This is a genomic window from Paraburkholderia sp. J41, from assembly GCF_905220235.1.
Taxonomy (GTDB): Bacteria; Pseudomonadota; Gammaproteobacteria; order Burkholderiales; family Burkholderiaceae; genus Paraburkholderia.
Map to the genome: position 1 here is coordinate 83,840 of NZ_CAJMZE010000004.1, position 18,396 is coordinate 102,235.

Annotated in this window: 12 protein-coding genes and 1 pseudogene; 5 read left to right on the top strand and 8 right to left on the bottom strand. The window is 66.7% G+C overall.

What is annotated here, in order from left to right:
- The first annotated feature begins 1,056 nt into the window (after positions 1 to 1,056).
- From U5805_RS05475 to U5805_RS05485, 3 genes are all read left to right on the top strand, one after another.
- Positions 1,057 to 2,961, top strand: coding sequence for a PAS domain S-box protein (locus U5805_RS05475; RefSeq protein WP_322102432.1), 1,905 nt, complete (start codon positions 1,057 to 1,059; stop codon positions 2,959 to 2,961).
- Positions 2,962 to 3,492: 531 nt separating this feature from the next.
- Positions 3,493 to 4,242, top strand: coding sequence for a biliverdin-producing heme oxygenase (locus U5805_RS05480; protein WP_322102433.1), 750 nt, complete (start codon positions 3,493 to 3,495; stop codon positions 4,240 to 4,242).
- Between the two features lie 14 nt (positions 4,243 to 4,256).
- Positions 4,257 to 5,969, top strand: coding sequence for a sensor histidine kinase (locus U5805_RS05485; protein ID WP_322102434.1), 1,713 nt, complete (start codon positions 4,257 to 4,259; stop codon positions 5,967 to 5,969).
- A 114-nt stretch (positions 5,970 to 6,083) separates the two neighbouring features.
- On the opposite strand, the gene U5805_RS05490 is transcribed toward U5805_RS05485, so the two are convergent.
- The 8 genes from U5805_RS05490 to U5805_RS05525 form a co-directional block, all read right to left on the bottom strand.
- On the bottom strand, positions 6,084 to 6,521 hold the full coding sequence (locus U5805_RS05490) for a response regulator (protein ID WP_322102435.1): 438 nt from the start codon (positions 6,519 to 6,521) through the stop codon (positions 6,084 to 6,086).
- 32 nt (positions 6,522 to 6,553) lie between these two features.
- Complete coding sequence (locus U5805_RS05495) at positions 6,554 to 8,977, bottom strand: ATP-binding protein (RefSeq protein ID WP_322102436.1); 2,424 nt, start codon at positions 8,975 to 8,977, stop codon at positions 6,554 to 6,556.
- Between the two features lie 405 nt (positions 8,978 to 9,382).
- Entirely contained in the window at positions 9,383 to 11,560 is a 2,178-nt protein-coding gene (gene glgX, locus U5805_RS05500) for a glycogen debranching protein GlgX (RefSeq protein ID WP_322102437.1), read from the bottom strand.
- Between the two features lie 402 nt (positions 11,561 to 11,962).
- On the bottom strand, positions 11,963 to 12,283 hold the full coding sequence (locus U5805_RS05505; protein ID WP_322102438.1) for an antibiotic biosynthesis monooxygenase: 321 nt from the start codon (positions 12,281 to 12,283) through the stop codon (positions 11,963 to 11,965).
- Positions 12,284 to 12,484: 201 nt separating this feature from the next.
- Positions 12,485 to 13,666: an ABC transporter ATP-binding protein gene (locus tag U5805_RS05510; protein WP_322102439.1), complete on the bottom strand. Its 1,182-nt coding sequence runs from the start codon at positions 13,664 to 13,666 to the stop codon at positions 12,485 to 12,487.
- Positions 13,663 to 14,316 (bottom strand): ABC transporter permease, encoded by a 654-nt coding sequence (locus U5805_RS05515; protein ID WP_322102440.1) that lies wholly within the window; start codon positions 14,314 to 14,316, stop codon positions 13,663 to 13,665. The genes U5805_RS05510 and U5805_RS05515 overlap by 4 nt, the downstream gene beginning before the upstream one ends.
- Before the next feature lie 9 nt (positions 14,317 to 14,325).
- Positions 14,326 to 15,240 (bottom strand): glycine betaine ABC transporter substrate-binding protein, encoded by a 915-nt coding sequence (locus U5805_RS05520; protein ID WP_322102629.1) that lies wholly within the window; start codon positions 15,238 to 15,240, stop codon positions 14,326 to 14,328.
- Positions 15,240 to 15,956 carry an ABC transporter permease gene (locus tag U5805_RS05525; RefSeq protein WP_322102441.1) on the bottom strand — a complete coding sequence of 239 codons (717 nt, stop codon included), beginning with the start codon at positions 15,954 to 15,956 and terminating at the stop codon, positions 15,240 to 15,242. The genes U5805_RS05520 and U5805_RS05525 overlap by 1 nt, the downstream gene beginning before the upstream one ends.
- 802 nt (positions 15,957 to 16,758) lie before the next feature.
- Between U5805_RS05525 and U5805_RS05530 the strand changes: the two genes are divergently transcribed.
- Together U5805_RS05530 and U5805_RS05535 are read left to right on the top strand one after the other, a co-directional pair.
- On the top strand, positions 16,759 to 17,853 hold the full coding sequence (locus U5805_RS05530) for a peptidoglycan DD-metalloendopeptidase family protein (RefSeq protein ID WP_322102442.1): 1,095 nt from the start codon (positions 16,759 to 16,761) through the stop codon (positions 17,851 to 17,853).
- Positions 17,854 to 17,857: 4 nt separating this feature from the next.
- A pseudogene (locus tag U5805_RS05535) lies at positions 17,858 to 18,384 on the top strand (ethanolamine permease); the annotation flags it as partial.
- Positions 18,385 to 18,396 lie beyond the last annotated feature (12 nt).

An 18,396-nucleotide genomic window follows, 5' to 3' on the forward strand; every position in this document is an offset into this window, starting at 1 on the left:
AGGGTAAGAGCGAAGCGCGGCGGGCGATGTCGCGGCGGCGTTGCGATGCCCGCTGCTTTGCACCAAAGTGATGCGCAAGCCGCGTGCCGTAGACGTGCGTGCGGACGGCAAGCCGGAGGCGGCGATGAAAGAAGCTGCGAAGGATTTGCCAGCGCCGCGCTTTTTCCGCGCGGGCGACGCGCAAAGGGACAAATCGCGCGCCGGGTTTTCGAGGCCGACGGGACGGCCTTGCGTGCCTGGCCTGGCGTCGGGCGCGGATTGCTCGGCACGAACATGCACGAGTCGTTTGCGAATGTCGTGGATTTGGCCGATTGATTCGGATAACGAAGCATATTGGCAAGCGGCGCCGGCATGTTTCGGTGTCCGTGCGTCGCTACAGGCGGCGCGTGCGCGACAACGCCGCAAGACGGCGCGCCCCGTAATGTCGCGAGGTGGCGGGGCGAGGAGCGGGCGCGGGCCTCGGCGGCGGCAAGCGGCGGCCGCGCGGCGCGGCGCTCGTGCGGGTGCCGGCGTCGCGCGCGGCCGTGGCGGTGCGATGCGCGATCAATCGCAGGGTTCGCGCAAGTGATCTCATGTGATTATCGAAGGCAGGTGAGCGTTGCCCGTTTTACGGCGGCGTCCGCGCATTGCTGAAGCCGAGCGCACGGTTTTTTTAGAGGCGAGAGCGCGCGGGCAGCGAGTCGCACGCGATCGACTTCGGCAAATCATCGGGATACCGAATTAACCGGAACATGAGTCGAGCCCGCCGCAATCGCGCCTAACCGTCCAGAAAACCGCAGGCAAGCCGCGAGAAACCGCGCGCGGGCGCAATGGCGCGCCAGGCGCTCGCGAACCGAGCGCCGCGCGCCGTCGCGCGACTGTGGAACGACCGTGCGCTTCGTTCGTGCGCGCTGCGGCCGATGCGCGCAGCGACCCCGGGACACGCGCGCGCCTCAGGTTTTGACCCGCATTGCCGTTAACCACTGAGGCGCGTCAGTGCGAAAGCGAGCTTGCATCGCGCCCAGTAAGCGCTTTGCAACCGATTCCGATCCGGCGACCCTGGCGAGACCACACGCAATGATCACTGCTCCGCTGCCTCTCGACGAGGACGCACGTCTGCGCGCGCTGCGACAGCTCGACATCCTCGACACCGGGCCGGAGGAGGCCTTCGACCGCATCGCGCGGCTCGCGGCCTTCGCGTTCGGCGTGCCGGTCGTGCTGATTTCGCTCGTCGACGAAAAACGCCAGTGGTTCAAGTCGCATCACGGCATCGCCGCATGCGAAACGCCGCGCAGCGTGTCGTTCTGCGCGCACGCGGTGCTCAGCAAGCGCATGCTGGTGGTGGAAAACGCGCTGGACGACAAGCGCTTCGCCGACAATCCGCTCGTGACGGGCGCGCCGCATATCCGCTTCTACGCGGGTTCGCCGCTGCGTCTCGCCGAAGGTCAGGTGGTGGGCACGCTGTGCCTGATCGACACCGCGCCGCGCACGTTCTCCGACACGCAGGCGGCCATGCTGGCCGAATTCGCGCAACTCGTGGAGCGCGAACTCGAAACGCGCCGCCAGCTTTTGCGCTCGCGCTCCGAACACGAGCGCGACCGCCGCTCGCTCGCGATCAGCGAGGCGCGCTTTCGCACCGTGTTCGAACTGACGCCGATCGGCAAGGCCGTGGTCGATCTCGACGGCCGCTTTCTCGACGTGAATCGCAAGTTCACGGAAATCGTCGGCTATGACGAAGCGGCGCTGCGGCAGCGCACGTTCGCCTCGGTTACGCATCCCGCCGACGTGGCCGGCGACGTGGCGCTCGCGGCGGAACTGCTCGCGGGCCGCCAGGCCACTTACACGATGGAAAAGCGTTATCTGCGGCCGGACGGCACGCCGGTTTGGGTGAGTCTCGCCGTTTCGCTCGTGCGCGACGTGACCGGTGCGCCGCTGCATTTCATCGCGGCGGTGCAGGACATCAGCAGCCGCAGGAAAAGCGAGGAGGCGCTGCGCAACTATCACGTCGAACTCGAGGAGCGCGTGCGCGAGCGCACGGCGGAACTGCGCCGCAGCCACGACGCGATGCAGACCATCACCGACAATCTGCCCGCGCTGATCGCCGTGGTGGACACCGACCTGCGCTATCAGTTCAACAACGCAACGTTTCGCCGCGTGTTTGCCGCCGATCCCGAGCGGCTGCGCGGCCGCGGCCTGCGCGAAACGCTCGGCGCCGAAACTTTCGAGTCGCTTCGGCCGTTCTTCGCGCGCGCGCTCGCGGGCGAACGCGTGACCTGCGAGAACGTGCGCTATGCGTCCGATCCCGAGCGCGTCTGGTGCGCGACCTATATTCCCGCGAAGCGCGAGGGCAAGGTCACGGGTTTCTACGTGATGTCGCACGACGTGACCGAGCAGCGCCGCACCGAACAGCGCCTGCGCGAAAGCGCGCTGCTCGACCCGCTCACGGGCCTCGCGAACCGGCGCGCGTTGCAGGAAACGCTCGGCACGCTGCGCGCGGGCAGCAAGCAGTACGCGCTGTTCTTCATCGACATGGACGGCTTCAAGGCCATCAACGACCGCTATGGCCACGACACCGGCGACGCCTTGCTGCGCGAAGTGGCGCGGCGGCTGGCCGCCACGGTGCGCGCCAACGACATGGTTTGCCGGCTGGGCGGCGACGAATTCGTGGTGGCGAGCCGCGGCGTGGACGACGCGCGCACGGCCGAGCGCATCGCGGCGGCGATCTGCCAGGCGGTGTCCAGGCCGCTCTCGATGGGCGGCCGCCTGATCGAAATGAGCGCGAGCGTGGGCGTCGTGCTCACGGGCCTGCGCGGCGCGGCCGGCGTGAGCGCCGCGAGCCTGGCCGCGCAAGCCGAAGGGCGCGCGCTCGCCGACGATCCGCTTGGTCTCGCCGATGCCGCCATGTACGAGGCCAAGCGCGCGGGACGCAACACGTGGCGCGTCGCGCCGCGCGCGCACATGCTCGCGGCGATGGACGCCTGAGCGTTGCGCCGGCTTCTCGTACCGGAAGGCGGCGCGTGGGGAATGCGCGCCGTTTTTTCGTGCGTCGGCTGGGTTACGCGCTTGTTTCCCTTCTGTATTCCCGCTTGATTCCTGCTTGACTCCCCTTGCTCCCGCTTCCCTTTGATTGCGCGCACAACATTCCAGAGGCATGCCAGGCACGCAACGTGCTGCCCTTTTACGGAGGCCGGTTTCCCCGGCCGTCTGCTTTTCTGTTCCGCTTTGCTGTCACTTCGAACTATGCGCCGCCGTCAAATAATCTGGCCGTGCGAGGGGCGGGGGCGACCCCACGCACGAACAAACCGCGTATTGTTCATGTCTGGCGACGGCTCGGGCGGGGCGCGAACGCAATCGACGGGAACCATCCCGCGCGCAACGAAGCCTGAGACGAAGAGAGCGCGGCGGCGCCGGCAACGGTCCCGTGAAAGGACCGCCGCGCGCTGCCTGTCGCACTGCCTGTCGCGCACTTGTCGCGCACTTGTCGTTTTGTTCCTCGGTTTACCCGGATCGCCCGTGACCAATTCATTGCCTGCCGCTTCATCGTTTGCTTCTACTGGCGACGCCCCGCATGCGCCTTCCGCGCCTGATGTGCTGGCCGCCTTGCGCGCCGCGACCGGCACGCGCCACGACGCCGTGGAGGGCGCGATGCCGCTTGCGGCCGAGTCGACGCTCGGCGCGTATCGGCGGCATCTGCTGCTGATTCGCGCGTGGCTCGCGCCATTCGAGCACGCGTTTGCCGAGTTCGACGACGGCCCGCAGGACGAAGCGCACGTTCGGCATTTTCCGAACTTCGCGCGCGTGGCGCGCCTGCCGCTCATCGAGCGCGATCTCGCGCATCCCACCCTGCGCGCTTTTCATGACCCTGTTGCCACCGGTTTCGCGCCGGCCGCGCCCGCGCTGCAAACCGACGCCGCGTGGCGCTGGGGCGCGTGTTATGTGATCGAAGGCTCGCAGCTCGGCGGCGCCGTGCTGCTGCGCCGCTTGCGCGAGCCGCTCGCGCCGCACCCGCTGCACTACCTGGGCGGCGAGGGCGCGGGGCCGGGGCCGCGCTGGCACGCGTTCGTCGCGGCGCTGCGCGCTGCCGTGCGCACGCCGCACGAGGTGGAACGCGCGTGCGCGGGCGCGTGCGACGCGTTCGATCGGCTGATCGCGGTGTTGAGTGCGCCGGACGCCCCGTCGAACGCCCCGTCGAACGCCATGCCGCCTGCGATGCCGGGCGCCGATCCGGCCGCGCGCGGCGTGCCCGACGAGCACGCCGCGTGAGCGAAGGGCGCCGCATGTCCAAGTCGATTTCCCGGGAGATGTCCGGGTCGACGTCGGATTCCGCCGCCACTGTCGCCGCCCAGCGGGCTGCGGCCGACCCGGCCGGGCTGTTCGACGCGCTGCCCGACGCGTGGCTCGTGCTCGACGCCGAAGCGAACGTGGTCGCCGTGAACCGCGCCTATCTGGCCCTCGTGGCGTCGGAGCGCGGCGAACTCGTCGGCCGGTCGGTCTACGAGATCAATCAGGTCGGCTCGGCTAGCCAGCGCAACGAGCGGCGCCGCTGGCTCGACGGCATGCTCGAAGGCATCGGCGCGGGCGAGCAGCGGCTGTCGCCCGTGATCCGCTACGACATCGCGCGCGACGGGAGCGGGCCGCCCGCGCCGCGCTACTGGCAGGCCAGCGTCACCGCCATGCGCACGGCGCGCGGCGAGCCGCTCATCGGCCTGTGCGTACACGACGTCACGCAGCGCCGCGAAGACGAGGCGCGCGGGCAGCGCGAGCGCGCCAAGCTGCGTTCGCAGGCGCGCTTGCGCCAGGTGCTGGTCGAAGAGGCCAACGAACAGTTGCGTCAGCAGCACGAACAGCTTCAGCATGCGCTCACGTTCGCGAGCGTCGGCGCGTGGGAGCTGGAACCGCATACACGCGAATTCATCTGCAACGACCAGTTCAAGACGCTGCTCGGCTTGCCCGCGGCGGCCACCATCACCGAAGGGCGCTTGTTCGACGAGCTGATCGACGTGGAGTATCGCGAGCGCGTGCGCGCCGCGTTCGAGGACGCGCGCGGCGCCGACACGCCTATCGAAGTCGATTTCCGCATCACCTGGCCCAATCGCCAGCGGCGCTGGATTCTGCTGCGCGCCACGCGCGTGCGCACCGGCGAGACAGGCGGCGCTCACGAGACGAACGGCGAGCCCACGGATGCCGACGACGACGCCTTGCCCATCATCGGCCTCGCGCTCGATATCTCCATGCGCAAGGAGTCCGAACTCGAGCATCAGGCCAACGCCGAAGCCGAACGCCGCGCGCGCGAACGCAGCGAAGAGGCCACGCGCGCGATGGATCACTTCGTCGCGGCGGTGAGCCACGAGTTGCGCTCGCCGCTCGGCGCCATTCAGTCGTGGGCGACGCTGTTGCAGCGTTCCGGCGACCTCGCGCACATGGCGCGCGCGGGCACGGTGATCGAGCGCAACGCGCGCCAGCTCGCGCTGATGGTGGACGATCTGCTCGACAGCGGCGCGATCGCCACCGGCAAACTGTCGATCGAACTCGCGCCCGTGGACCTGGGCGCGCTGGCGGGCAATATCGCCGAAGACATGCGCATGCGCATCGAGGAAAAGGGCGTGCGCCTCGTGGCCGACGACCTGAACTCGTGCATCGTCATGGCCGACGAAAAACGGCTGCGTCAGGTGATCTGGAATCTGCTGACGAACGCGCTCAAGTTCTGCGAACGAGGCATGATCGAAGTGAGCGTGCGCGTGGCGGGCGAACACGCCGAATTGCTGGTGCGCGACACGGGCCGCGGCATTGCGCCCGACGTGCTCGAACGCATTTTCGAGCGCTTTTACCAGGCGAGCGACGACGGCCTGAACCCGCGCGCGGCGGGTCTTGGGCTCGGGCTATGGCTCGCGCGCAGCATCGTGCGGCTGCACGGCGGCACGATTCGCGCGCAAAGCGCGGGCAAGGGGCAGGGCGCGACGTTCAGGGTGCAACTGCCGCGCTATCGTTGAAATGCTTGCTGAAATGCTGCGACGAAGTGCTGCGACGAAAAGTGCTGCGACGAAAATGCCGCGCAATGAAGTGCCGCGCAAGGGTCGCGCGTCGTGGCGGCGTTCGCCGGATTTTCACCGGTAAGGCGGCGGCGGTTCGTTGAGCACGGCCCAGAACACGCCGAGATCGTTGATCGCGTCCATGAAGTCGTCGAATTCCACCGGCTTGACCACGTAGGCGTTCACGCCCAGGTCGTAGCTGCGCAGCAGATCTTTCTCTTCGCGCGACGAGGTGAGCATCACGACCGGAATGCGCTTGAGCGCATCGCTTTCGCGCACGGCCTTGAGCACCTCGTGGCCGTCGATCTTCGGCAGCTTCTTGTCGAGCAGGATCACCGCCGGGTTTTCGGCCGGACGCTCCGACCACTGGCCCTCACGGCGCAGATAATCGAGCGCTTCGGCGCCGTCGCGCAGCGACACCACCGGATTCGCGAGCCGCGCTTTTTCGAGCGCGATCAGCGTAAGCTCGATGTCGTTGGGATTGTCTTCGACCAGCAAGATAGGTCTGAGCACGGCGATTCCTTCCTCCACTTACTTCCAGTCTGTCATTCGGATTTGCGCACGTTTCTGAACGGCTGCGCTTCCGGCGATACCGAGGCGAGCCGCGCGACGGCCGCGGCGGCGGTTTCGCCCGGCTGCGCGGGCGGCGCTTCCAGCGAGCGCGGAATCGTGAACGAGACGGTCGTGCCCGCGTCGAGCGCGCCTTCGGCCCATACGCGGCCGCCGTGACGCTCGACGATGCGCTTGACCGACGCAAGCCCGATGCCCGTGCCCTCGAATTCCTCAAAACGGTGCAGCCGCTGGAATACGCCAAACAGCTTGCCGACGTAGCGCCCGTCGAAACCGACGCCATTGTCGCGCACATAGACGATGTCGTGGTCGGCGAGATCGCCTTCGCCCGCGCGGCAGCCAACCTCGATTATCGCAGGGTCGGCGGCATCGGCATGATTACGCGTGAATTTCACGGCGTTGTCGATCAGATTGCGCAGGACGACGTGCAGCAGCACGGGGTCGGCGGTCAACGTGCAGAGCGCGCCCACGCGCCAGTCGATGTGCCGCTCGGGCGCGTCGCGCTGCTGGTCGGCGACCAGTTCGCTCACGAGGCGTTTCAGGTCGATGCGCTGCTTGTGAAGCGCCGCGCGGCCCATCTGCGAAAAAGCCAGCAAATCGTCCACGAGCTTGCCGCCGAAGCGCGCCGACGAAGCGATGCGCTCGACGAAATGGCGCCCGCGCGTGGAGAGATTGGGCGCGTCGGTCTGTGCGAGCAGATCGGCGAAGCCGGCAATATGCCGCAGCGGCGCGCGCAGATCGTGCGAGACGGTGTACGAAAAGCCTTCGAGTTCCTCGTTCGCGCGGCCCAGTTCGAGCGCGAGCTGCGCGAGTTCCTCGGCGCGGCGCAGCACGATGTCGAGCAGCGCGGCGCGAAATTCCATGGCGATTTCCAGTTCGGCGGGGCGCCACGGCAGCGAGCGCTCGCGCACGACTTCGGTCCACACGTCGAAGCTCGCGCGCGGCGAGAGCGAAGCGGCGAGCGACGCGAGCTTTTCGCGCGGGTTGCCCGCCCACTCTAGCGCGCGCACGACTTCGGGCCGGAACCAGATCACGTAATTGCGAAACAGCTTCGAGATGGAGACGGCGAGCATGCCCGCCGCGTCCTGATTGAAGCGCTCGCCGGTTTCCTGCGCGAGCGCTTCGGTCGCGTGGATTTCGCCGCGTTGCGCGTCGAGCCAGGTGAGCAGCGTTTCGAGCTGCGCGGGCTCGGGCGTCGTGCCCACGGTGACGATGCGTCCGTCGAACACGATGGCCGCGCCGCCCGCATCGGCGAGACCGAGCAGGTCGTGCGCTTCGTCGGTGAGCGCGCTCACGAAGTGATCGCTGTTGGCCATGGCCGCGAGCAGGCGCGACAGGCGGCGGCGCAGTTCCAGCCGGTATTCGGCTTCGGCGCGGTCCTCGCGCGCCTCGATCTGCAACGAGAGCATCTGCGCGATGTGCTCGCACGCGGCGCGCACTTCGAACGCGGGCAGCCGCGCCGTGGCGTGGTGGCACGAGATGAGGCCCCAGAGTTTGCCGCGCACCACGATCGACATCGACATGGACGACCAGGTGCCCATGTTCTTCATGTATTGCACGTGTACGGGCGAAACGCTGCGCAGCGAGGCCCACGTGAGGTCGGTCGGGCGGCCCGTGGCGGGGTGCAGCGGCGGCACGAGCGGCACGGCCGCGTAGTCGGCGTCGGCGATCAGACGGATGCGGTTTTGCAGATAGAGCGCGCGCGCCTGCGCCGGAATGTCGCTCGCGGGAAAGTGCTGGTGGAGATACGAGTGATAGCCTTCGTCCACGGCTTCGGCAATCACGCGGCCGTTGCCCGCCGCGTCGAAGTTGTAGACGAGCGTGCGGCCGTAGCCGGTGATGCGCCTGATTTCGTTCGCGGCGAGGCGTGCGAGGTCTTCCACGCTTTCGCTCTCCTGCAAGCCGCGCAAAAACGTGCGCACGAGCGGATAAAGCGAGGAAAACACGTCGGCCGCACCCAGCGCCGGTTCGAGTTCGACGATGGCGACGCCTTCGAAGCGATGCGCGACGATCGCGAGCGGCGCGTGCTGGCCCGCATGCGGGTGCAGCGGCAGATCGGGGCCGGCGGCCTGCGCGCTCGCGCCCGGCACGCGCGGGTCGCGCGGGTCGGCGACGGCGCCCACGAAGCGCGGCGTGCCGTCAGGGCTTGCCAGCGCCAGCGCGTCGAGCGCGGCGCGCGCCGCGGCTTCGCCCACGAGACGCGCGAGCGGCTCTCCGAGCAGAGCGTCCACGCTCACCCCGGCCAGCTCGCCGGCGTTCGCGCTCGCCTGCACGATGCAGCCGGCGTCGTCGAGACTCACGAGATAGCCATGCGGCTGGATGCTGCCGGGAACGTGAATCGGTTCCCTTGCGCAATCGGCCGGCGCGGCGGCCGCGTGAGCCTGGGCTTCATTCGTCATGCATCCTCCGGTGGCGGGGCAGACGCGAATTCTCGCACGTTTGCGAGACAGCCCGCCGGCGACGCCGCGAATTTTCCCGGCGCGCCTGCAATCCGCCGCAAGCTTTCGTCGCGCTTTCGCCCTGATTCGCGCGCCAATTCGAGCCCTGATGTGCTCACCGATGTGCGCCCTGATGCGCGCGCCGATTCGCGCGCTTGGCCTCGCATTTCTTCGGGATTCGCGCGCTTAGCCGCGAGTTCAGCCGCGAGTTCAGCCGCGTGTTCAGCCGATTCGACACGCGCGTGAAAGCGTTGCTCCAGGTAAGCCGAAGCCTTGGCCAACGCACAAGCGCGCGCCGCCGGGCCAGGCCGAACCAGACTCAGGCCGAACCGGCGAACGGCCCGCGAGCGCGCGGACCCGGCTTTCTCAGCTCGTGAGGTCCTCTTCGAGACGGTCCAGCACGCGCTGCGTCGCGCCGCGCGCATGCAGCGCGAACACCAGCAGCGAGCGGCCCGTCACCTGATACACGTCGCCGGCCTCGAACTCCGGCAGCTCGTCGCGCACGGGCATGTTGGTGTCGATCAGGCAATTCCACTGGTCGTTGCCGGGCACCGAAGGCAGCGTGAAATCCACCACGTCGTGATAGGCGTTGAGCACGATCAGAATGGTGGCGTCCGAGGCGAGGCGCATGATGCCGCTCGTCTGCGAACGGCCGTCGATCAGCATGCCGAAGCAGCGCATGGCCGGGTCGTCCCACTGGTCGCCGTGCAGCGGCACGCCCGCGGGCGAGATCCATTCGACGTCGGTCACGTCGAGCGTCTCGTTGTGTTCGCCGATCAGGAAGCGATTGCGCCGCAGCACGGGCAGCGCATGACGCAACGTGGTGAGGTTGCGCACGAATTCGGTGAGCGCGCGGCCCGCGTCGTCGATGTTGTCCCAGTCGATCCAGCTTATTTCGTTATCCTGACAATAAGCGTTGTTGTTGCCGCGCTGCGTGCGGCCGAATTCGTCGCCCGCGAGCAGCATCGGCGTGCCTTGCGAAAGCAACAGCGTCGCGAGGAAATTGCGCTTCTGGCGCTCGCGCAGCGCGATGATTTCCGCGTCGTCGGTCGGGCCTTCCGCGCCGCAGTTCCACGAGAGATTGTCGCCGTGGCCGTCGCGGTTCTCTTCGCCGTTCTCCTCGTTGTGGCGGTCGTTGTACGAAACGAGGTCGTTCAGCGTGAAGCCGTCGTGCGCGGTGACGAAGTTCACGCTCGACCACGGCCGGCGGCCGCGCCGGTTGAACTTGTCCCCCGAGGCGCACAGGCGCGTGGCCAGCTCGGCGGCCTTGGCTTCGTCGCCTTTCCACCAGGCGCGCACGGTGTCGCGAAAGCGGTCGTTCCACTCCGCCCAGCCCGGCGGGAAACCGCCCACCTGGTAGCCGCCGGGGCCGCAGTCCCACGGCTCGGCGATCAGCTTCACGCTGGAGAGAATCGGGTCCTGACGGCAACTGTCGAGAAAGCCGCCGCCTTCGTCGAAGCCGTAGGGCTCGCGGCCGAGGATCGTCGCGAGGTCGAAGCGAAAGCCGTCCACGCCCATTTCGAGCACCCAGTAGCGCAGGCTGTCCGTGACCATTTGCAGCACGCGCGGGTGCGAGAGATTGAGCGTGTTGCCCGTGCCCGTGTCGTTGATGTAATAGCGCGGGTCCTCGGGCAGACGGTAGTACGAAGCGTTGTCGATGCCGCGAAACGAGAGCGTCGGGCCCAGTTCGCTGCCTTCGGCCGTGTGGTTGTACACCACGTCGAGAATCACTTCGAGCCCGGCCTGGTGGAAGCGGTCCACCATGTTCTTGAATTCGTCGATGGAACCTTGCGCGCCCACCGAGTAGCGCGGATCGGGCGCGAAGAAGCCGATCGTGTTGTAGCCCCAGTAGTTCGTGAGGCCGCGCTCGAGCAGGTGCGAGTCGTTGACGAAGGTGTGGATCGGCAGCAGTTCCACCGAAGTGACGCCGAGCTTGCGGATGTAGTCGAGCACCGCCGTGTTGCCGAGGCCCGCGAAGGTGCCGCGTTCCCCTTCGGGCACTTGCGGATGCCGCATCGTGAAGCCGCGCACGTGCGTTTCGTAGATGACCGTGCGTTCGCGCGGCACGCGCTCGCGCATCGGGTGGTGCCAGCTAAAGGCCTGGTCGACTACGCGGCAGCGCGGCACGAAAGGCGCGCTGTCGCGCGTGTCGAACGAGAGATCGCCGTCGGGATGGCCGAGGGTGTAGCCAAACACGGCCGGGTCCCATTTGAGTTCGCCGACATGCGCCTTCGCGTACGGGTCGAGCAGCAGCTTGTTCGGATTGAAGCGATGCCCCGCCTGCGGTTCGTACGGGCCATGCACGCGATAGCCGTAAATCGCGCCGGGCTGAAGGTCGGGCACGAACACGTGCCAGACTTCGTCGGTGTATTCGGGCAGCACGATGCGTTCGACTTCGTGCTCGCCGGTTTCATCGAAAAGGCACAGTTCGACTTGCGTGGCGTTCGCCGAAAACAGGGCGAAGTTCACGCCGCGCCCGTTCCAGGTGGCGCCGAGCGGAAACGGCTGGCCTTCGGCGATGCGGGAAGCGACTTTTTTGTTCATGGCTCGACGGTATCAGAGTGGAAACGGCGGAAACGGCGGGAAACGGCGCAGGCCGCGTGAGCGAACGCTGGCGGTGCGGCGGACCGGGTGTGAGCGAGACAAGAGCAAGCTTCGGGCCTATGCGGCCAGGCATGTGGTCAGCGCGTGGCCAGGCATGTGGCCGGGCATGTGGCAAGCCACGGGCGACCGGCTGGACGCCGTGCGCCGGCGCGGCGAAAGCGGCGAGGGGCGTGCGCCGCGCGCAGGCGGCGAGGCGGCCGCGGGCGGTGCGAGGCGGCAGGCGCCATGAAAACGCCGCGCGGCAATGTAGCTTTTGGCGCGGCGCGCGTGGCAGTTTTACCGGGGCCTGCCGATGCGGTGTGCGGCCGTGGCCGATGCGCCGGCGAACCGGCAGGCACGGGGTTATTTGACCGTCTGCACGACTTCGAAGCCTTCGAACTCGGGATGGCTCAAGTACACGGGACGGTTTTCGCCGGCGTTGCCGGCGTTGCGGTGGGCGGCGCGAAACGCCTCGGAGCGCGTCCACGCCTCGAAATCGGCATGGCTTGCCCAGATCGTGTGGCTCGCATACAGCACGTGGTCGTCGCGCTGCGGCCCTTTGAGCAAATGAAACTCGATGAAGCCGGGCACTTCCTTGAGATGCGTGTCGCGTTTGGCCCAGACTTCCTCGAACGCGGGCTCCGAGCCCGGCGCGACCTTGAAGCGATTCATGGCGATATACATGCGGCGTTCCTCTTCGCGAGCGTGGATCTTGTCCGATGTTCCGATTCTTTGCGATTTTTCCGATTCTATAAGAGGCGCGCGAGTGGGTGCGAAACCGCGGCCGGCGGCCTTCGGCATCGTGAAAATTCCCGTTATAACGTAACGTTCACGCCGCGCGGACCGCGACCCGGCCGAGCGCCGCGCTGCGCGGCGGCCGGCGCGTCAGGCGTGCGCCGACGCCGGGTTCGCCGGGTGACTCGCGATGGCGCTCGGCGGCTGGCCCGTCTGCATGCGCGAGCGGCCCGAGCTGAGGTAGTCGGCGATCGAATCCTGCGTGATTTCGCCCACGTACGCGCCGTCCGCGTCGAGCACCGGCATCCACGAAGCGCGGAACTGGTACATCTTCGAAAGCACGACGCGCAGGTGATCGTCCACGCCGACGGTGGCCGGGAACGGCGTGATGCGCTCGGCGCACACGCCTTGCGCGCCGCGCGCCGCCCGCCGGGCCACGAAGCCGAGCGCGTGCTTCTCGCCGTCGAGCACGGTGAGGTAGCGCGAGTCGCTTTCGTCCATCGTCGCGAACGCCTGCGAAAGCGGTGTGTCGGGGCGCGCGGTTTCGGGCTGCGTGGCGGCGTCGCCGGCCTTCACGAGCAAAAGGCGTTTGAGCGTGCTGTCCTGGCCCACGAATTGGGCGACGAAGTCGTCCTTCGGGCGCGCGAGCAGCGTGTCGGGGTGATCGTATTGCACGAGCTTGCCGCGCCGGAACACGGCGATGCGGTCGCCGAGCTTGATGGCTTCGTCGATGTCGTGGCTCACCATGATGACGGTCTTCTTCAGTTGCCGCTGCATCTGGAAGAACTCGTTCTGGATGGATTCGCGATTGATCGGGTCGACGGCGCCGAACGGCTCGTCCATCAGCAGCACGGGCGGATCGGCGGCGAGCGCGCGAATCACGCCGATGCGCTGCTGTTGGCCGCCCGACAATTCACGCGGATAACGCTTCAAATACAGCTTCGGATCGAGCGCGACCATCGACATGAGTTCGGCCGCGCGCTCCGCGCAACGCTTCTTGTCCCAGCCGAGCAGACGCGGCACGACCGTGATGTTTTCCTCGATCGTCATGTTCGGAAAGAGGCCGATTTGCTGGATCACGTAGCCGATATGGCGGCGCAGATCCACTTCGTTCAGGCTCGTGGTGTCCTCGCCGTTGATGAGCACGCGGCCCGAAGTGGGCTGAATCAGCCGGTTGATCATCTTGAGCGTGGTGGTCTTGCCGCAGCCCGAAGGGCCGAGAAACACGCAGATTTCGCCTTCGGCCACGGAAAGGCTCACCGAATCCACGGCGCGCACGCTCTGGCCGTCTTTTTGCGTGAAAGTTTTCGTGAGCTGGTCGAGTTCGATCATGTCTTCTGCACTCCTTTCGGTGTCAATGCGCGTTGAAGCCACTGCAACAGCAGGTCCGCGACGATGGCGAGCACGCTCACGAGCACGGCGCCCACGAGCAGCTTCATCATGCTGCTCTGGCCGATCGCGCGAATGATGAGCGTGCCCAGCCCGCCCGCGCCGATCACGGCGGCGATCGTCATCACGCCGATGTTCATGACGACGGCGGTGCGCACGCCCGCGAGAATCACGGGCACGGCGAGCGGCAGCTCGACGAGGCGCAGCCGCTGCCAGGAAGTCATGCCGATGCCGGTGCCGGCTTCGCGAATACCGGCGTCGACGTTGCGCAACGCGAGGTAGGTGTTGCGCATGATCGGCAGGAGCGAATAGAGGAACACGGCCGTGATCGCCGGTACGGCGCCGATGCCTTCGCCGAAGCGCGAGAAGATCGGGATCATGAGTCCGAACAGTGCGATGGACGGCAGCGTGAGCACGATGGTCGCGATGCCGAGCAGCGGCGCGGCGAGCCATTCGTGACGGCTGATGAGAATGCCGAGCGGCACGCCCGCGATAATCGCGCAGCCCACCGCGATACCCACGAGATAGATGTGCTGCAACGTGAGTTGCAACAGTTCGGGCCAGCTCGCGGCGAGATAGTCGAATACGCTCATGCCGCCTCCTTATTGCAGATGATGCGAGCGCAGGAACGCGGTGGCCATGTCTTTCGGCGGCGTGCCGTCGAGGTCGACGGCCTTGTTCATGTCCTGGATCGCATCGTTGTCGAGCGCCGCCGAAAGCGCATTGAGCTGCGCGGCGAGCTTGGGGTTGCGCGCGAGCGCTTCCGCGCGCACCACGGGCGTGGCGTTGTACGGCGGGAAGAAGTGCTTGTCGTCTTCGAGCGGCGTGATGCCGAAGCCTTTCACGCGGCCGTCCGTGGTGTAGACGAGGCCGATCGTCAACTGGTTGTTGTGCAGCGCCGTGTACACGAGGCCGGGGTCCATCTGTTTCATCTGCGAACGGCGCAGCGTGATGCCGTAGGTTGCGAGCAGCGGTTTCAGGCCGTCGGGACGATTCGCGAATTCGGCGTCCATGCCGAACACGTAGCGCCTTGCCTTGGGATCGCTTTTCATTCTCGCGGCGAGTTCGGAAATCGTCTTGATGCCGGTTTCCTTCGCGAATTTGCTTGGCAATCCTAATGCATAGGTGTCGTTGAGCGGCGAGGCGTCGAGCCAGACGAGACCGCGCGGCGCGTCGAGCGCCTTCACGCGCTCGTACATCGCTTTCGGGTCGAGTTTCTCGTCGATCTTGTCGTAGACGAGCGCGGCCGTGCCCGTGTAATCCCAGACGAGATCGAACTGGCCGTTTTCGAGCGCGCTGCGCATGAGCGTGCTGCCCAGACCCGAGCGCACTTCGACGGTATAGCCGAGCGAACGGAGATACTGCGCGGTGACTTCGGCGAGCACGTATTGCTCAGTGAAGTTCTTCGCGCCGAGCACGAGCTTTTGTTGCGAGAAGGCGCTGGCGCTTGCCGCCATCAGCGTGACGCCGATCGCGAAGCGGCGCGCGAAACGTTTGAGCGAAGCGAGCAGCGTCATCATGCGAGCCCTCCGTGACGCGCCTGCCAGCGGCGGCTGCCCGCCGCCACGGCGCCGTCCAGCACGAGCGCGAGCGCCGCCGTGAACGCCGCGCCCAGCAGCAGCAAGGGCTGATCGTTGAGATAGATGCCGGGGAAGATCAGCGAGCCGAGACTGTCCGCGCCGATCAGATAAGCGAGCGGCGCCGTGCCCACGTTGATCGCGAGCGCGGTGCGCACGCCGCCCACGATGATCGGCACCGCGTGGGGCAGCTCCACGCGCGTGAGCGACTGCCAGCCCGTCATGCCGATGCCGCGCGCGGCTTCGCGCAAGGCGGCGGGCACGTGCTTCACGCCTTCGTAGGTGTTGCGCGTGATGGGCAGCAGCGAGGCGAGAAAGAGCGCGACGACGGCGGGAATGTCGCCGATGCCGAAGATGCCGAGCGCGATGGCGAGCACCGCGAGCGAGGGAATCGTGTTGCCCACGTTGAAGATCTGCATGAAACGTTCGGCCTGGCGCGCGAAACGCGGGCGGCTCAGCATCACGCCCGCCGGCACGCCGACGACAATGGCCAGCACCATCGAATAACCGACGAGCAGTAGATGTTGCGCGGTGTAGTACGCAAGGTCGCCCGCGTGCTGGTGCCAGGTGTCGGCGCCGATCGCGCGCGAGAGCAAGCCGGCAAGCACGATGAGTGCGATGAGGCTGCCCGCGAGAAGGGCAGAGCGTCGAGTCATGAAGGTACGCCTCCTTGGTTTCGAAGCTGCGAGCGCGAGGCCGTGCAGCGGGAGCGCCCGCGTGTACGTGCCGGGCGCCGCGAAAGCAGGTTCGTCTCCCGGCATGGCCGCGATAGAACTAACGAAAACAGTGTGCCGTGCCCATTCGTCGTGAAGGGCGGCAGTCGCATGAACGCCAGTGCGTTCGTGACGTTGTCGTGTTCAGCTCAACGATATCGGGCAAGCCGATACGCGCTGAAGCCTGGGCGCCGCGGTCAGGCGGCATGGATGCGCAAGCGGCTTTTAGGCCTTTGCGCAGGGGCTGAAAGCCCGCTCAAGGGAACGAATATGCAATGGCGCGATTTCGGTAAGCGCCGCGTATTCGCAGATGTTGCAATGACACGGAGTGCCTCGTTCAAAGAATCAAGGCTGAATCAGCATAACGCAATTGATTAGGAGTGTCTACCTTGGGGAGCGATCGCCGATGAACGCATGGGCAATGCTAATGCGGAAAAGTCATTTCTGGCAATTGATTAGGTATCCCGATTAATGGACGTCGGTAGCAATTTCCGCGATTAAAAAGTGCCATACAGGTGACCGTATTGGGTGCAATTGCCGTTTCAAGCAAGTGATGTTCCTGCATCGCGCGGCAATTTCTTCCTCTTCATTTTTTCGATTTAAGTTTCGTTTAAGGAAGCGTCATTATTTTCATTCGTTCCTTTCGTCGGCGCAGGTGTTTTGACCGCATTGCGCCGATACCATCCGCGAAGCTGCGCAGCACGGCTGCATGCGCTTCCTCTGCTCGACAAGCGGTATCTCATTCATGGCTTTACGTGCAATGGCGGCGTCCACGGGCTTCGCCGGAAAATGTCTTGTGGTGTGTGCAATCGGTTTGACTGGCGCGGCGTGGTACATGCATCGCGTCTCGCTTTCCGTCTCGCCTCCCGCGAGCGACGACGTGCTGGGCGAAGCGGCCATGAACGCTCCGGTCCGCGCTTCGGCGAGTGCGGCGGCTTCGCCTCCCGCTGCCGAACCGGTTGCCGCCGCGGCGTCCGCGCCCGCTTATCGCGTGCAAACGGCCGTGGTCGAGCACAGTTTCGCGGAGGCCGCGCAACGGCTCGGCCTCGACGCATCGACCACGGCGCGGCTCACGCGGGCATTCTCGGGACGGCTCGATTTTCGTCGCGATCTGCAACGCGGCAGCGAAGTGAGTTTCGTGTTTCGCAACGAGTCCGCGCCCGCCGGTGCTGCGAGCGACGTGTCGTCCGATGCGTCCGTGGTGACGTCCTCGCGCACGCCGCAGCAAACCGGCGATACGCAGCGGCCATTCGCTGCGCCTGTCGCCGTGCGCATCTCCACCGGCAAGGACTCGCACGATCTCTATCTTTATCGCAATCTCGCGGGCAAGGCGTTCTACTATTCCGCAGACGGCCACGCGGCCGCGCCGTCGTTTCTGCGCTATCCGCTGAAGTTCACGCGCATCTCGTCGCATTTCGCGCTGCGGCGGCTCGATCCGGTCACGCATCGCGTTCAGCCGCACGAAGGCGTCGATCTCGCGGCGCCCGCCGGCACGCCCGTGCATGCGACGGCGCGCGGCACCGTCACGTACGTCGGCTGGCAAACCGGCTATGGCAAGGTGGTGATGGTCAAGAACTTCGGCCCGTACGCCACGACCTTCGCGCATCTTTCTCGCTACGCGAAGCACCTGAAGGCCGGCGACGCCGTGCGGCAGGGCGAGGTGATCGGCTACGTGGGCGCGACGGGCTGGGCGACGGGGCCGCATCTGCATTACGAAGTGCATGTCGACGAGGTCGCGCAGGACCCGCTCACGGTGGACTTGCCGCATCGCGATCCGCTGCGCGGCGCGGACAAGCAGCGCTTCGCCCAGCAGGTCGAGCGGTTGGACGCGCTGCTGTGAGCGCACCTTCCACGGCATCGCTCCCGGCTATTCGCGGCAGATTTTCGCGCCGGCTCGCGAAGGCCAGGTGCGCGCGCGGCTCGCGAAGGTACACCCGCGCTTCAAGACGCCATACCGCGCCGTTATTGCAGGCGGCGCAGGCGGGCGCGGGCGGCGTGGTCGGCATCGCGGCCATCTCCATAGCGACGAATTGATCCGGTTCGGCGGTCAAACGCTCGCGGCCAACATCGTCACGCTGTCGGTGTTCGGCGGCATCGTGATGTACATTGTGAGCAGGGCCGCGCTGTTCAAGCTGCGCCGCACGCAGCGCGCCATGGAGCGCCCGTTCCGCGCGCCGTTGTATCCGCGCTTTCCGGCTTTTGCCCCGATCGCGGCGCGGGCCTGCCTTGGCGCGATGGTGTATTTCAATGCGCTTGTCGCGGGCGTGTTCGCCGTCATCGTCGCGCTCGGCTACGGCATTTCCTGGTCACGCGTTCGCGGCGCGAAGCCGCGCCCGGGCCGCTGGCCGCCGATGGATTGATCGAAGAGTGAACGCTTTGCAGG

Coding starts and splice junctions, on each gene's coding strand:
- U5805_RS05495 (WP_322102436.1), bottom strand. CDS start 8,977: ATGACGAATGAAGCCCAGGCTCACGCGGCCGCCGCGCCGGCCGATTGC.
- U5805_RS05515 (WP_322102440.1), bottom strand. CDS start 14,316: ATGAGCGTATTCGACTATCTCGCCGCGAGCTGGCCCGAACTGTTGCAA.
- U5805_RS05475 (WP_322102432.1), top strand. CDS start 1,057: ATGATCACTGCTCCGCTGCCTCTCGACGAGGACGCACGTCTGCGCGCG.
- U5805_RS05525 (WP_322102441.1), bottom strand. CDS start 15,956: ATGACTCGACGCTCTGCCCTTCTCGCGGGCAGCCTCATCGCACTCATC.
- U5805_RS05520 (WP_322102629.1), bottom strand. CDS start 15,240: ATGACGCTGCTCGCTTCGCTCAAACGTTTCGCGCGCCGCTTCGCGATC.
- U5805_RS05505 (WP_322102438.1), bottom strand. CDS start 12,283: ATGTATATCGCCATGAATCGCTTCAAGGTCGCGCCGGGCTCGGAGCCC.
- U5805_RS05530 (WP_322102442.1), top strand. CDS start 16,759: ATGGCTTTACGTGCAATGGCGGCGTCCACGGGCTTCGCCGGAAAATGT.
- U5805_RS05510 (WP_322102439.1), bottom strand. CDS start 13,666: ATGATCGAACTCGACCAGCTCACGAAAACTTTCACGCAAAAAGACGGC.
- U5805_RS05485 (WP_322102434.1), top strand. CDS start 4,257: ATGTCCAAGTCGATTTCCCGGGAGATGTCCGGGTCGACGTCGGATTCC.
- glgX (WP_322102437.1), bottom strand. CDS start 11,560: ATGAACAAAAAAGTCGCTTCCCGCATCGCCGAAGGCCAGCCGTTTCCG.